Annotated in this window: 10 protein-coding genes; 9 read left to right on the top strand and 1 reads right to left on the bottom strand. The window is 52.4% G+C overall.

The window, feature by feature from the left end; genetic code table 11:
- The first annotated feature begins 8 nt into the window (after window positions 1-8).
- From DCC85_RS15135 to DCC85_RS15110, 6 genes are all read left to right on the top strand, one after another.
- A complete protein-coding gene (locus tag DCC85_RS15135) occupies window positions 9-182 on the top strand; it encodes a YfhD family protein (RefSeq protein ID WP_108466347.1) in 174 nt (57 codons plus the stop codon).
- A 102-nt stretch (window positions 183-284) separates the two neighbouring features.
- Window positions 285-1,259 (top strand): 50S ribosomal protein L11 methyltransferase, encoded by a 975-nt coding sequence (gene prmA, locus DCC85_RS15130; RefSeq protein WP_442789496.1) that lies wholly within the window; start codon window positions 285-287, stop codon window positions 1,257-1,259.
- Window positions 1,260-1,261: 2 nt separating this feature from the next.
- Window positions 1,262-1,945 carry a site-2 protease family protein gene (locus DCC85_RS15125; protein ID WP_108466346.1) on the top strand — a complete coding sequence of 228 codons (684 nt, stop codon included), beginning with the start codon at window positions 1,262-1,264 and terminating at the stop codon, window positions 1,943-1,945.
- A gap of 110 nt (window positions 1,946-2,055) precedes the next feature.
- Entirely contained in the window at window positions 2,056-2,820 is a 765-nt protein-coding gene (locus DCC85_RS15120; protein WP_108466345.1) for a 16S rRNA (uracil(1498)-N(3))-methyltransferase, read from the top strand.
- Window position 2,821: 1 nt separating this feature from the next.
- Entirely contained in the window at window positions 2,822-4,162 is a 1,341-nt protein-coding gene (gene mtaB, locus DCC85_RS15115) for a tRNA (N(6)-L-threonylcarbamoyladenosine(37)-C(2))-methylthiotransferase MtaB (RefSeq protein ID WP_108466344.1), read from the top strand.
- Between the two features lie 164 nt (window positions 4,163-4,326).
- Window positions 4,327-4,758: an NUDIX hydrolase gene (locus DCC85_RS15110; protein WP_108466343.1), complete on the top strand. Its 432-nt coding sequence runs from the start codon at window positions 4,327-4,329 to the stop codon at window positions 4,756-4,758.
- A gap of 25 nt (window positions 4,759-4,783) precedes the next feature.
- On the opposite strand, the gene DCC85_RS15105 is transcribed toward DCC85_RS15110, so the two are convergent.
- Entirely contained in the window at window positions 4,784-5,758 is a 975-nt protein-coding gene (locus DCC85_RS15105; protein ID WP_108466342.1) for a Na/Pi cotransporter family protein, read from the bottom strand.
- A 126-nt stretch (window positions 5,759-5,884) separates the two neighbouring features.
- Here DCC85_RS15105 and DCC85_RS15100 point away from each other — a divergent pair, with 126 nt between their 5' ends.
- The 3 genes from DCC85_RS15100 (at window position 5,885) to addA (ending at window position 14,985) form a co-directional block, all read left to right on the top strand.
- Complete coding sequence (locus DCC85_RS15100) at window positions 5,885-7,252, top strand: class I SAM-dependent rRNA methyltransferase (RefSeq protein ID WP_108466341.1); 1,368 nt, start codon at window positions 5,885-5,887, stop codon at window positions 7,250-7,252.
- Between the two features lie 204 nt (window positions 7,253-7,456).
- Complete coding sequence (gene addB / locus DCC85_RS15095) at window positions 7,457-10,990, top strand: helicase-exonuclease AddAB subunit AddB (protein ID WP_108466340.1); 3,534 nt, start codon at window positions 7,457-7,459, stop codon at window positions 10,988-10,990.
- Window positions 10,978-14,985 carry a helicase-exonuclease AddAB subunit AddA gene (gene addA / locus DCC85_RS15090; protein WP_108466339.1) on the top strand — a complete coding sequence of 1,336 codons (4,008 nt, stop codon included), beginning with the start codon at window positions 10,978-10,980 and terminating at the stop codon, window positions 14,983-14,985. The genes addB and addA overlap by 13 nt, the downstream gene beginning before the upstream one ends.
- Window positions 14,986-15,057 lie beyond the last annotated feature (72 nt).

Below are 15,057 nucleotides of genomic sequence, written 5' to 3'. Positions count from 1 at the left end.
TTTTAGCGATGACACAGCTTGGTAAAGAACCAAGACGCTATCCGAAGAAGGTAAATCGGTCGCCTGTCGGCCATAACCTCGATATCGAATTCTCTGAGGAAAGAGCCGATCCGGATGATTGGGAGGCGCTGGAGCGAAGTGAACGGGCTGATGCCAGGCAGGAAAAAAACCAAAAGCTTTAAGGAGTAAAATGTGACCGTCGAATACTGATTCGGCGGTTTTCATTTTCAACCGATTTTATAGTACAATGTATCGTATGCATTGTTAGGAGGAGGACAAAGAAATTGAAAATCTGGAAAGAGCTCACGATACATACAACGGAGGAAGCGGTGGAGATGATCTCCAATTTCCTGCATGAAGCCGGTGCAGGGGGAGTCTCCATTGAGGAGCACGTTGATAACAATAAACCGCGGGATACTTCCTTGGGACAATGGTTCGAAATTCCGCCAAATGACATTCCGGAAGGCGAAGCCAAGGTAAGTGGCTACTTTCTGGGAGATTGCGACCTTGAAGGCATCCAGGCCGAAGTGAAGGGCCGGATAGAGGAACTACGGAGCTTTGATATTGATCCGGGCGCTGCTGAGTTCTCAGTACGGGATGTTAGCGAGGATGATTGGGCGAATAACTGGAAGCAATATTTCAAGCCCCTGCGAGTGTCAGACCGGTTGACCATCAAGCCAACCTGGGAAGAATATACTCCGGCTTCTCCGGAAGAGAAGATTATTGAACTGGATCCAGGCATGGCATTTGGTACAGGCACTCATCCTACGACATCGCTCTGTCTCCGCACGCTGGAAGGCGTTATTCAAGAAGGGGACGAGGTCATTGATGTAGGTACGGGTTCTGGTATTCTAGCGATTGGGGCCATGAGACTGGGCGCGAAGCATGTGCTGGCCCTGGATTTGGATCCGATTGCAGTCACAAGTGCAAAAGAAAATACGCATCTGAACGGTCTTGACCAAGACATTACCGTCTATGAGAGTGACCTGCTGGCTGTATTAAAGAGTGGACGCGGCGCCGATGAGCTTGGAGTGAACCTGCCGGTACGTGTAGTGGTGGCGAATATTTTGGCGGAGATCATCCTGCTGTTCATCGAAGATGTGCACCAAGCGCTGCAGCCTGGCGGATATTATATCGCTTCAGGCATATATAAGAATAAAGAGAAGGACGTCGAAGTGGCCTTGCTTGCTGCCGGCTTTGATATTGTAGAAGCGGCACGTGAAGAAGACTGGATCGCTTTTGTAGCGAGAAAGAGGTAAAGATGGATTTTTTGAGCTCGATTTTGCGTTTTCCTGTGCAGCATTTACCATTTGTCCTGCTTGTCCTTGTGATTTCATTTACGGTGCACGAATTTGCTCATGCCTATTCGGCCAGCAAATTCGGAGACCCGACCGCTAAGATGCTGGGCCGGGTAACGCTGAACCCGGTTCCTCACATTGACATATTCGGGATGCTGATGCTGCTGATCCTCGGCTTCGGCTGGGCCAAGCCGGTTCCAGTGAATCGAGACAATTTCAGTAAGCCGCGTCTTATGGGGATTATTGTCTCATTGGTGGGACCACTAAGCAACTTGGTGATCGGGTTTATCGCTGCAATGATTTATTTCTCGCTGGATTATTATCACATTATTGATCTGACTAGCCAGGATAAGCTGAATCAGGCCATCTATATTTTTTTGAATTATCTAATCTCAATTAACATTACTTTATTCTTCTTTAACCTGCTTCCTCTGCCTCCGCTGGACGGTTATCGTATCGTAGAGGATCTGGTGCCCCGGAACTTCCGTTCCTACCTGCAGGAATACGAGAAATGGTCGGTGCTGATTTTTCTTCTGCTTGTATTTATTGATCCTCTGCGCCGCATCACGTTGGACCCGCTGTTCAGCCTGATGACACCTATAGTGGACGGGTTTCGGAATATTTTTCTGGCTATTGTTGGCGGGTAATGTGCAAGGAAGATGTGCAATATGACAAAATCGATGAGCCAGGCTAGTCACTACAGCTTAAAAGTTGTATGATGAGGCTTGGCGATTTTTCGGGCAAGGAATGGTGAGATATGCAGCGTTATTTCATACCGTCTGAACAGTTTGGCGAAGACACGGTAACAATTACCGGTGACGACGCCCGCCATATAGGCAAGGTTATGCGCTCCAAACCGAAGGACCAGATTATTGTAAGCGATGGCGCCGGCAAGGAGGCTGTCGCCGAGCTTGTAAGCATAGAGCCTCAGGAGGTGCAGGCTGCGATCGTAGAGTTCTTGGCCCTCTCTGGAGAGCCATGGCTTGAGGTGACGATCGCTCAAAGCCTGCCAAAAGGCGATAAGATGGAGACGGTTATTCAGAAATGCACAGAGATCGGGGCTTCTGCCTTCGTTCCTTTCCTTTCTGCACGGACTATCGTCCAGTATGACGAGCGCAAGGAAGAGAAGCGTGCCGCCAGGTGGCGCAAGATCGCCAAAGAAGCGGCAGAACAGGCGCACCGCAGCAAAATTCCAGTGATGAACAGCCCGGTGAACTGGGGCAGACTTCTGGCTACGGCTCCTAATTACGATCTTGTTTGCTTATGTTATGAAAAAGAAAATGGGGAGCAGCTCAGAGACGTCCTTGCTCCTTTTGTGGCTGGACTTGATCGCAAGCAGAAGTATCGCATGATGGTCGTAGTGGGCCCTGAAGGCGGATTTACAGAGGAAGAAGTCCGGGAGGCTGAAGCAGCCGGGGCCAGATCAGTGGGACTGGGCCGGCGTATTTTGAGAACGGAGACGGCCGGGATGGCCGCCCTGACCTGCATACTTTATGAAACCGGAGAAATGGGGGGACTGTAACATGCCATCCGTAGCGTTTTATACCTTGGGATGTAAAGTTAATTTTTATGACACAGAAGCCATTTGGCAGCTGTTTAAGAATGAGGGCTATGAGCAGGTTGATTTTGAACAGACCGCCGATGTCTATTTAATCAATACTTGTACGGTTACAAATACTGGAGACAAGAAGAGCCGCCAAATCATCCGCAGAGCGGTGCGGAGAAACCCGGATGCCATCGTGGCCGTAACGGGCTGCTATGCCCAAACTTCACCGGCGGAAATCCTCGATATTCCCGGTGTAGATTTGGTAATCGGAACCCAGGACAGAGATAAGATCATGCCTTATGTCCAGCAGCTGCAGCAGCAGCGGGAGCCGATTAATGCCGTGCGAAATATTATGAAGACGCGGGAGTTTGAAGAGCTCGACGTACCGGATTTTGCGGATCGTACGCGTGCGTTCCTCAAAATTCAAGAAGGGTGCAATAACTTCTGTACCTTCTGCATTATTCCATGGTCGCGCGGGCTTTCACGCAGCCGTGAACCGAAGAGCGTCATCGAGCAAGCCAAGCAGCTGGTGGCTGCAGGCTTCAAAGAGATCGTTCTGACCGGTATTCATACCGGCGGCTATGGGGATGATCTGGACAATTACCGTTTGTCCGACCTTTTGTGGGATCTGGATAAAGTGGAAGGCTTGGAACGGGTTCGGATCAGCTCTATTGAAGCAAGCCAGATTGATGATAAGATGCTGGAAGTTCTTAAGGGCTCGTCGAAGATGTGCCGCCACTTCCACATTCCGCTGCAAGCGGGCAACGATGAAGTGCTTAAGCGGATGAGACGAAAATATACCATTGCTGAATTTGAGGAGAAAATTCGCAAGATTCGCGAATTCATGCCGGACGTGGCGATAACTACAGATATTATTGTCGGGTTCCCGGGCGAGACGGACGAACTTTTCCGTGATGGTTTCGAAGCGATTAAGCGGATTGGCTTCTCAGAAATGCACGTCTTCCCTTATTCTAAGCGTACCGGAACACCTGCAGCCCGGATGGAGGATCAGGTGGATGATGAAGTGAAGAACGCACGGGTTCACGAGCTGATTGATCTATCCGAACAAATGCAGCTTCAGTATGCCGAGAAATTCGTTGGCGAGGTGCTTGACGTTATTCCGGAGAATGACGATAAAGGCTTAGCCGGAGAAGGCCGCATTATGGGTTATAGCGACAACTACTTGCAGATTGTATTTGAAGGCTCTGAGGACCTGCGTGGTCAGGTCTGCCGTGTGAAGTTGACCAAGGCGGGAGTCAACACTTGTGAAGGGGTGCTCGTCCGGGTGATGAGCGATCTTCCGCAGGAAATTGCGTAGTTAGCCTTGGCCATGGAACCAGGATAAATTAAACGGTAGTTCCAAGCTCCTTGGCTTGGTTTAACAAGGATTTCATCCCGCTAGGGTTGAAATCCTTGTTGTCCAAACAGGGAAATGAAGGTAAAGACCAAACCATGTACATTTAATTAGGAAGGGTGATTTCTATGGCATACAAAGAAATTTCAGCCGGAGGAGTTGTATACCGCAGAGAGGCTGGACAGCTGCAGGTACAGCTGATTACGGACCGCTACGGTAAAATCTCGTTTGCAAAGGGAAAACAGGAACAGGGAGAGACGATTGAGCAGACGGCACTTCGGGAAATCTGGGAAGAGACCGGGGTTAAGGGAGTCATTAAAGAGCCTATTGATATTATTGCGTATACGTATCAGCATCCGGAACACGGAGAAGTGGATAAAGAGGTTCATTATTATCTTGTGGAATGCCAGGACGGAGAGCTGAAGCCGCAAATAGAGGAGATTCGCGGGGTAGCTTGGTATGAGCCTAAGGAGGCTTGGGAGAAGCAGCTCCATTCCGGGTATGATAATAACGATTTTATATTGGAAAAAGGTTTGAAGCTGCTTGGGTTTCAATTGTAGCCTGAAAGCAGTGTTGATTCAAAGGTCATGTCTGCCGGTTAAGACGGTCCCATACAGGTAAGTAGCATAAGGGCAGAGCCAGGATGGAGCTAAGTATATTGAAGATGGTCTGACTATGAGCCACCTGGGCCGCCGGGTCTGTAGAGAACCAGGCGGTTATAAGCTCAAGCTGTCCTACAAGCGGAAGAAAGAGAAGCGCGCCGCCAAGGTTGAGAACGACATGGGACCAGGCTACAAAACGCCCGGATTTTGTGCCTCCGATCGAGGCGATGACAGCGGTGATACAGGTTCCGACGTTTGCTCCGATGACAACTGCAATGGCCAGCGGCAAGGGCAGTGCGCCTGATGCGGCCAGTCCCATCGCCAGAGCAATGACAGCAGCACTGCTGTGAATCATGGCAGCAAGTGCGGCTCCGGCAAGCGCTCCCCATACAACGTTTGTCCCCGCCTGCGCCGTGAACCAGCGGATTAGGCCGTAGGCCTCCATAGCTTCACCCGTGCCTTGCATCCAGGCGATGGCGGTCAGCACAAGACCGAATCCAGCTGATGCAAGAGCTGCATATTGTAAAGAGCGGAGGAAGTTCGCCATGCGGCCTAAGGCAGCGGGCAGCCGCTGTGTCAGGGCGGAAGCTATAAACCACGTACATAGGGACAGCAGAAATATGGGGAGCCCCCATCGGTTAATTTGCAGGGCAATAAGCTCTGTGGTTAGGCAGGTGCCGATATTGCCACCAAGGATGATGCCGAGCGTGCGGCTATAACTGAGCAGGCCTGCGTTGACAAGGCCAATGGTCATTACAGTTACAGCCGTGCTGCTCTGCAGTGCGGCCGTAACTGCTGTGCTGAACAGCATTCCTTTGAGCGGAGTGGACGTAGACAGGTTCAGCAGCTTCTTCAGCGCAGGACCTGCCCAGGCCTGAAGCGAGAGCTCCATCATTTTCATACCGAATATAAAGAGGGCCAGTCCGAATGTCAGCGGGATGATCAGGTCGCGTATCATGAGGAGCGGCCTCCTTTCTTTGTACATGCTATGAACATGCTTATGCGGGATGAGGACAAACGATGCCAAGCCGCCTTAGGGCTGCTGTAGATAGGAATACAATTTGACTTAGGAGTGATTGATCGCATGGCAAGCGTAATACTGCAGCGCAGCCGCAAGAAGAGACTGGAACAGGGGCATCCCTGGATTTTTAAGAATGAAATCGAGCAGATTGAAGGAGAACCAGCTCCAGGCGATTTGGTGCAGGTGCTGAATCATCAGCGTCGCTTCCTTGCCGTAGGCTACTATAACCCGGCTTCCCAAATTACAGTCCGTGTCGTTTCCTACCAACCCATTGAACAGATGGACAGAACTTTTTTTGCAGCAAGATTCCGTGAATGTCTGAAGCACCGCAGCCGTTTTGTTCAAGAGGATGCCTATCGGTTCGTATATGGAGAAGCAGATTTTCTGCCAGGTCTGGTGGTTGACCGATTTGGCGATGTGCTGGTGGTTCAGCTGTTGACCTTGGGAATGGACAAAAGACGTCAGGAAATTGTTGATGCATTGGTAGAAGTGCTGCATCCTAAGGGGATCTACGAACGCAGCGATGTCGGCATACGGGAAATGGAAGGCTTGGAGCAGACAAAGGGGCCGCTTTATGGTGAATGTCCAAGACATGTAACCATAACAGAGAATGGTCTGTTATTGTCTATCGATATTGTAGAAGGACAGAAGACAGGCTACTTCTTTGACCAGCGGGAGAACCGGGCCTCCATCGCCCCGCTGATGACCGGCTGGGGAGAGCGCAGCGGTATTGCGCTGGGAGAGCTGACGGATGAGAACGGCGAGAGACGGATTGCTCCGATGAACCGCAATGGGAAAGAAGTGACGTTCCCATATTGGGACGGTGCTACGGTGCTGGAGTGTTTCTCTCATACCGGAAGCTTTACACTTCACGCCTGTAAGTATGGGGCGAAAAAAGTAACTTGTCTGGATATTTCGGAGCATGCCATTGAGAGCGCCAAGGCCAATGTCCAGCTGAATGGCTTTGAGGACCGAGTGGAATTCGTGGTCGCAGATGCCTTTGATTACCTGCGAAGTCAGGTTAAGGGGCAGGATGAGCGGAAGGCCAGAGCTGAAGGAAGGGCGGATACTTCGGTTCCAATGCCGGCCGGCATTGGACGCACCTGGGATGTTGTAATCCTCGACCCGCCAGCATTTGCCAAGACCAAGAGTGCGGTGAAGGGCGCCTGTCGAGGTTACAAGGATATCAATCTTCATGGTATGAAGCTGGTGAACGAAGGGGGCTACCTGGTGACAGCGAGCTGCTCGTATCACATGCGGCCAGACCTGTTCCTGGAGACGATCGCCGATGCTGCGGCAGACGCTGGGAAAATCCTGCGCCTTATCGAATGGAGGGCAGCAGGGAAGGACCATCCGCAGATTCTCGGCGTGGAGGAAGGCCACTATTTGAAATTCGCTATCTTTGAAGTACGGAGCAAGACAACATTATAGGCTTCTTAGGGTATAGACTATGATTTCACTAAGCTCATCGTTTCTGTTCAGGAGACGGTGAGCTTATTTTGTATGGAATACCATGTTGTAATTTTCCAAACGTACGTTCCTCTTGGGGAGGGGTGTGTTATACTGGAATATAACGAAATTTCGGACAGTTGTTACTTACAAATTTGATTTTATGTATATAGCAGGAGGCTTCCCATGTCACTTCAATTGATGATAGGCCGCTCGGGCAGCGGCAAGAGCCAAAAGATGCTGGATCAGATTAAATCCCGACTGCAGCAGGATCCACTAGGTCCCCCGCTGATTTTGCTTGTTCCCGAACAGGGGACATTCCAAATTGAACATGCGCTGGCAAGCTCCCCGGAGCTGAGAGGGACCGTTCGCGCTCAGGTGCTGGGCTTCCGCAGACTGGCTCTGCGCGTGATGCAGGAGACGGGCGGATCGGCGCTGATCCCAATTAGCGAAGAAGGCAAGAAAATGCTGTTGTACAAGATTTTGCGGCGCCTTCAGAGCGAATTGAAGATGTACGGGAATTCCGGCAGTCAGATGGGTCTGGTGGATAAGTTGAACAGCTTGTTTACCGAGGCCAAGAAGTACGGTGCAGATCCGCAAGGATTTCAAGAGCATCTTGGGCTGCTCGAAGGCCTGGAGGCGGAGTCACCGCTGCTGAAGGATAAAATGCATGACTTGACCCTTATTTACAGCGAGTTCGAGAAAGAGCTCGCCGGACTCTATATTGATGCGGAGGATCATGTGATCAAGCTGGCGGAGGGAGCTCCGCTGTCAGCCTATTTGCGCGATGCGGAAATATGGGTGGATGGCTTTCACACCTTTACCCCGCAGGAGTATAAGGCGCTGGGGGCCATGCTGAAGTCGGTGTCGAGCTTAAAGGTAGCCCTTACGCTGGACCGGCCCTATGATGACGGGCTGCCGCCGCATGAGCTGAATTTGTTCCATCCTACGGCCACGACCTATTTGAAGCTAAAGGCTCTAGCCGAGTCATGCGGCGTGCCTGTGCTGGAGACAGATAACTTGAATCAGCGGCCCTTCCCGCGTTTTAAAGCGAGCCGGACACTGCAGCTGCTAGAAGGAGCTTACGAGCGAAGAACCCGTGTAGTAGAAGAGCCAGAAGATTTGAAGCGAAGCTTAATGCTGCGTGCGGCAAGCAGCCGGCGAGCTGAAGTGGAAGCAGCCGTACGGGAGATGGTGCGTCTGGCGAGGGAAGAAGGGGCGCGCTGGAGAGATATGGCCATCTTTGTGCGCAGCCTTGATGACTATGATCATATCGCAGCACCGGTATTTCAGGATTACGGAGTCCCATATTTCCTAGACCAGAGAAAGAGCGTCGTTCATCATCCACTGCTTGAGTTCATACGTGCTTCCCTGGATGTGATTAGACGTTATTGGAAGTATGAGGATGTATTCCGGATGGTGAAAACGGACTTTCTGCTGCCAGCTGATGGAAGTCTGACCCGTGAAGATATGGATGTCCTAGAGAACTATGTGTTGGCCAGTGGAATTGAAGGATCGCGTTGGAGCAGTGATAAGGTTTGGAAGGGGACACCCAGATTGTCGCTTGATCCTGGGGAAAATACGTCCGGGGAGACTCAGGCGAAGACAGAGACGGAGGCAGAGGCTTCCATGGAGCGGATATGGCGCTGCCGCGAAGCGATCACCCTGCCGCTTGGGTTATTTGAGAAACGGATCAAGAGAGCCAAGACGGCAGAGCAAATGTGCACGGCCGTCTATCATTTGCTTGAGGATGTGGGCGCTGCCTCCCGGCTTGATCTGCTAGCCCATCAGGCCGTACAAGAGGGGCAGCCGCAGCAAGCCATGGAGCATCGCAGTCTATGGGGTGCCATACTGGACATGCTGGATCAAATCGTAGAAATGATGGGGGACGAAGAGCTGGGACTGGAGCTGTTCGCAGGCGTACTCGATACCGGCCTGCAGGATCTTAAGCTCGGCCTGGTGCCGCCTTCCCTAGATCAGGTTCTGATTGGAACCACAGACCGGACCCGTTCCAGTCATGTGAAGCATGTGTTTCTGCTCGGCATCAATGAAGGAATTATGCCTGCGGTATTTCAGGAGGAGGGCGTCCTGACAGACCAGGAACTCGGCCGCCTTGAAGAAGGGGGGCTGACCCTTGGCTCTCGAATAACACGTAAGCTACTCGATGAACGATTTTTAATTTATCATGCGTTATCCTCGGCTGCCTGCTCGCTCTGGATTAGTTATCCTGTAGCTGATGAGGAGGGCAAAGCGCTGCATCCTTCAGAAGTGATCCGGCATGTGCGGGCTATCTTCCCTGCTCTAGAAGAGCAGTTCATCAGTGAAGTGCTGGCGGTGAATGCACATGAGGAGCTCCTTCTGAGTAGCCTTTCCCGCCCGCTGCCGGGATTGTCCCAGCTGATCGGACAGCTGCGCCAGTGGAAGAACGGGGTAGATATCTCACAGGTATGGTGGGAGGCGCTGCAATGGTACCGGTCTCAGCCTGATTGGAAAGAGCCGCTTCAGCATTTGCTCTACTCTCTGGATTACCGTAATGCAACCCGGAACCTTACCCCGGATACCAGTCGGAAGCTGTACGGCAAGCGTCTGCGGACCAGTGTGTCCCGAATGGAGAGATTTGCGGCATGCCCATTTTCCCACTTTGCTTCACATGGTCTTAAGCTGAGAGAACGTCAGCTATACCGTCTGAAGGCTCCGGACATCGGGCAGCTGTTTCACGCAGCCTTAAGCGCGATGGCGGTGACACTGAAGCAGGAGAACCGAAGCTGGGGCTCCTTGACCCCAGAGGAGTGTATGCGCGAGGCGGAAGCGGCAGTGGACAAGCTGGCTCCCAAGCTTCAAGGGGAAATTCTACTCAGCTCCAAACGCTACGGCTATATTTCACGGAAGCTTAAGCATATTGTCGGACGGGCCTCTGTCATCTTGGGAGAGCAGTCTAGACGCGGAGACTTCGAGCCGGTGGGACTAGAGCTGGACTTTGGCCCGGGACGCGAGCTTCCTCCGTTAAGATTCGAGCTGCAGAATGGCTGTGTCATGGAGATCGTAGGGCGAATTGATAGGGTTGATATGGCGGAGAGCGAAGATGGGCTCCTGCTGCGTGTTATCGATTACAAGTCAAGTCAGACCGACCTTAAGCTGCACGAAGTGTACTATGGCCTGGCCCTGCAAATGCTCACCTATCTGGATGTAATTTTAACCTCAGCAGAGGCATGGCTTGGTCAATCCGCTCTCCCGGCGGGAACGCTATATTTCCATGTTCATAATCCGCTGCTTCAAAGCACGAATGCGATGGATCCCGAGCAGGCCCGTCAGGAAATGCTGCGGCGGTTCAAGATGAGGGGACTCCTGCTTGCTGACCGGGAGACGATCGGTAAAATGGACCGTGAGCTGGAGAAGGGCTACTCAGATATTTTGCCGGTTGCGGTCAAGGCGGACGGAGGTTTTTACAGCAGCGCTGCTGTAGCAACACTGGATCAGTGGACTGCCCTGCTCGGCGTGGTTCGCACCAAGATCAAAGCGATCGGGACACGGATCACAGACGGAGACGTTGCCATAGAACCTTATCGGATCGGTCAAGAGACGGCCTGCACTTTTTGTTCTTATAAGTCGGTATGCCAGTTTGACGAGAAGACAGATCAGGGGCGGTATAAGATGCTCAGCAAGCCAGGTAAAGAACAGATGTGGACGAAGATTGAGGAGGAATCACCATGGAGCTTGTAAAACCGGTCGGAACCCATTGGAGCGATGATCAGTGGAAGGCGATTGCCATGTCCGGCGGAAATATGCTCGTTGCCGCTGCTGCAGGCTCTGGTAAGACGGCGGTTCTGGTTGAACGGATTATCCGCAAAATAACCGGGGCTTCAGGGGGCATAGACGTTGATCGCTTGCTGGTAGCAACCTTCACCAAAGCAGCAGCTGCCGAGATGCGCCAGCGCATACGTGAGGCGCTGGAGGCGGAGCTTGAGAAGGACCCGGAGCATGAACATTTGCGAAGACAGCTAGCCATGCTTGGACGCGCCTCCATTACGACACTGCATTCTTTCTGCATGGAGGTCATTCAGCGGTATTATACCTTGATTCCCCTTGATCCGGGATTTCGCATTGCCTCCGAGCATGAGACACAGCTGCTGCGGCAGGAAGTGTTGGAGGAGCTGTTTGAGGAAAAATACGGCTCCGAGTCAGAAGGGAGTTCATTCCTGGAGCTGGTTGACTGGTTCAGCGGGGAGCGAAGCGATGATGCAATGTTCTACCTGGTTCAGCGGCTGTACGATTTCTCGCGGAGCCATCCTTGGCCAGATCACTGGTTGCGAAGCACAGCAGCAGCTTTTACAGCCGCCGATACGTCTTCTTTGGAGCAAAGCTCCTGGGTAAAGAGCATTGTGTCGGACACGCAGCTATCCCTGGACGGAATTATTCATCTGCTAAAGCAGGGGATCGATTTGTCTCTTTCTCCGGGGGGTCCTGCTCCGTATGCGGTCACGCTTCAAGAGGATTTGAGCATGGTGCTTGAGCTGAAGCGTGCGGTGGAGGCAGGTCCTTGGTCTTCTCTGCATGGCCAGTTCGAGAAGGCGGCATTTGGCAAGCTGAAGGCTGTTCGTAAGGATCAGACAGATCCGGCAGTTCAGGATCGGGTTAAGGGGTTTCGCGAAGAGGCTAAGAAATCGCTAGCAGAGCTTCGAGGTCAGCTATTTGGAAGGCCTGCTGAGGCATTCATTACAGAGCTGCATCAGGCAGGTCCGCTGATGCAGGAGCTGGCCGAGCTTGTGATCAGTTTCGGTGAACGCTATCAGGCTGAGAAGAAGGCGAAGAGCTGGCTTGATTTCTCTGATCTGGAGCATTACTGTCTGCAAATTCTCCGTCATCCCGGCTCAAATCCTTTGCAGGTGCTCCCATCGGATGCGGCTCTGGAATACCAGGCTCAGTATGAAGAAGTGCTGCTTGACGAGTATCAGGATACGAATACGGTACAGGAAATGATTGTTCAGTTGATCTCTCGGCCTTCCCCGGGCAACCGGTTTATGGTTGGGGATGTGAAGCAGAGTATTTATCGCTTCAGGTTGGCAGAGCCGGGACTGTTCCTGGATAAATATCGCAGCTATGCGGATGATTTTGGCGGGGAAGGCCTGCGAATCGACCTGGCGCGTAATTTCCGCAGCCGGCGCGAGGTGGTAAGCGCCGTTAATATGTTGTTTAGGCAGATGATGAACCGAACCGTTGCTGAGATTGATTATGATGCCAGAGCAGAGCTTGTCTATGGGGAGTTATTTCCGCAGAACGAGAAGGGGCTTCCCCAGTATGCGCCGGAATTACTGCTGATGGACCGCAGTGAAGGCGGAAGAAAGCCGGAAGAGACCGGAGGAGAAGCTGCCCTTGAAGAAGAGGCGCCTGGTGAGGAAGCAGTAGAGATTGAAGCGGTTCGGCTTGAGGCGAGAGCCATTGCTGCTCGAATTCGCTCGCTTCTAGGCGACGATGGAAGACCGCTTATGGTCTATGACAAGCGAATCAAGGCTTCGCGTCCCGCAAGGTATGGCGATATTGTCATCCTGCTTCGCTCTGTCTCTGCATGGGCCCCATTAATGATTCAAGAACTGATGCTGGAAGGGATTCCTGCCTCCGGGGAGCTTAATCAGGGTTATTTCCAAGCGACTGAAGTGGAAATAATGCTGTCCTTACTGCAAGTCATTGACAATCCGCAGCAAGATATACCGCTAGCCTCCGTTCTTCGTTCTCCGATCGTAGGTTTGACAGAGGAAGAGCTGGCAGGCGTTCGTCTTGCTGCTTCCGGAAGCAGCTTCTATGAAGCGCTTGTGAAGGCTGCTTCGGGAGTCGGCCTTGATCTGGATCATGAGGAGGAACCGAACCTTACGCATCCAAGCGAGGGTCTGGAGGAAGCGGACTTGAGCTCAGTTGGCGATGGAGATGGTGAGCTGGCGGGCAAGCTGACTATTTTTTTGGACCGACTTGAGGCTTGGCGAACCGAAGCGCGTATAGGTGAGCTAAGCGGACTTATATGGCGGGTGTACCGGGAGACGGGGTACCTGGATTGGGTTGGAGGTATGCCGGGAGGGATTCAGCGGCAAGCCAACCTTAGAGCACTGCATGACCGGGCCAAGCAGTATGAACGGTCTGCTGCGGCTCCCGGCCTTTTCCGCTTCTTGCGCTTTATCGGAAGACTGAAGGAGACAGGGAGTGATCTTGGTGCCCCGTCTACGGCAGGTGAAGATGAAGAGTCGGTTCGGATTATGACGATTCACAAAAGTAAGGGGCTGGAGTTCCCGGTTGTTTTTGTGGCCGGGTTATCCAAAATGTTTAATAGGCAGGATTTGAATTCGCCGTTCCTTATGCACAAGGAACTTGGCTTTGGTCCTAAATATGTGGATGGGGTTACCCGTGTAAGCTATCCGACACTTCCCAATCTGGCGATTCGGCGCAGGGCTCAGATGGAGCTGCTCGCCGAAGAGATGCGGATTCTATATGTGGCGCTCACTCGTCCAAAAGACAAGCTGATTCTGGTATCCGCAGTGAAGGACTTGAGTAAGGCGGCGGCTGTATGGAGTCAGGCTTTGCAGAGTGAGCAGGAAATGCTGCCCGATTATCTGCTGGCCAGAGGCCGCAGTTATTTGGACTGGATTGGGCCGGCTTTAATTAGACAGCCTGAAGCTGGCAAGCTTCGGGAACTGGCGGGCATTCCTGCTGAAACCTCTGGCCTTTTCATAGCTAGCGGGGAAGAGTCTCTTCCTTGGAAAATCGTTACGCTGCCACTTCATCAGATTGTGCAGGCTGCAGCCGTAACCAAGGATGAAGAGAAGGACAGTGCAGGTGTGGAATATGCCTCCCCTGTTCAGCGCCTTCTTACAGGAATGGGGCTTCCTTCGGTGGGAGATGAGGACCCTGCATTATCCGAGCGCATAAGAGCCTCCCTGGATTGGAACTATCCTTATGAAATTTCAAGCCGAATTTCGGCCAAGACCTCGGTCACTGAGATGAAGGCGCTGCTGACTATGCAGGAGCAGCCTCCGCTGGATGCTGCCGAGATGGAGAAGATTCGGCAGGAGAGCCAGGTGCTGCCGGAACAGGCGGATTTCAAGCTCCATTTGCGTCGGCCAAAATTTATGGAGCGTAGACAGATGACACCAACGGAGCGGGGAACAGCTTATCACACGGTGATGCAGCACCTTCCCTTCGAGGGTACACCTGACCAATCGGCAGAAGAGCTGGTGCAAGAGACAATTCATAGGCTCGTAAGCCTGCAAATTCTACCCGCCTCACAGGCTGAGGAGCTAGACAACGGACGGATTGCGGATTTTTTGCGAAGTCCACTGGGAGATATGGTGAGACGAGCTACGTGGGTCCGCAGAGAGCTGCCATTCAGCTACGGCTTGTCCGCGGTGGACGCTTATCCGAAATTTGCCCCTTATCTGGAGGGTGTTCAGGAAGGTAGCATATCTGAGGTTCAGCTCCGGACAGAATTGGATCAGGAGATTGTGTTGATTCAAGGGATTGTAGATTGTTTGTTTGAGTTGGAAGGCCGGCAGATTCTGCTGGATTACAAGAGCGACCGGGTGCTGGCGCACCGTGGTGGCATTTCAGCGCTGAAGGAGCAGTACCGCAGCCAGCTTGAGCTGTATGCGGCCGCTCTCTACGACATTACAGGCGTGCCTGTGGAGGAGAAATGGCTGTATTTCTTCGACACCGGCGAAGCAGTAAAGCTATGATGAATAGAGTTCGGCTGGAGGAACGAAGGAAATGAGGGGGCTGCAGCCACAGGCCCGTGAAGGTTATGAGAG

Source organism: Paenibacillus sp. CAA11 (assembly GCF_003060825.1).
GTDB lineage: Bacteria > Bacillota > Bacilli > Paenibacillales > Paenibacillaceae > Fontibacillus.
The sequence above is the reverse complement of the archived record's forward strand: the minus strand, read 5'-3'. Positions and strand labels throughout refer to the sequence as shown.

Coding starts and splice junctions, on each gene's coding strand:
- DCC85_RS15135 (WP_108466347.1), top strand. CDS start 9: ATGACACAGCTTGGTAAAGAACCAAGACGCTATCCGAAGAAGGTAAAT.
- DCC85_RS15125 (WP_108466346.1), top strand. CDS start 1,262: ATGGATTTTTTGAGCTCGATTTTGCGTTTTCCTGTGCAGCATTTACCA.
- DCC85_RS15120 (WP_108466345.1), top strand. CDS start 2,056: ATGCAGCGTTATTTCATACCGTCTGAACAGTTTGGCGAAGACACGGTA.
- mtaB (WP_108466344.1), top strand. CDS start 2,822: ATGCCATCCGTAGCGTTTTATACCTTGGGATGTAAAGTTAATTTTTAT.
- DCC85_RS15110 (WP_108466343.1), top strand. CDS start 4,327: ATGGCATACAAAGAAATTTCAGCCGGAGGAGTTGTATACCGCAGAGAG.
- DCC85_RS15105 (WP_108466342.1), bottom strand. CDS start 5,758: ATGATACGCGACCTGATCATCCCGCTGACATTCGGACTGGCCCTCTTT.
- DCC85_RS15100 (WP_108466341.1), top strand. CDS start 5,885: ATGGCAAGCGTAATACTGCAGCGCAGCCGCAAGAAGAGACTGGAACAG.
- addB (WP_108466340.1), top strand. CDS start 7,457: ATGTCACTTCAATTGATGATAGGCCGCTCGGGCAGCGGCAAGAGCCAA.
- addA (WP_108466339.1), top strand. CDS start 10,978: ATGGAGCTTGTAAAACCGGTCGGAACCCATTGGAGCGATGATCAGTGG.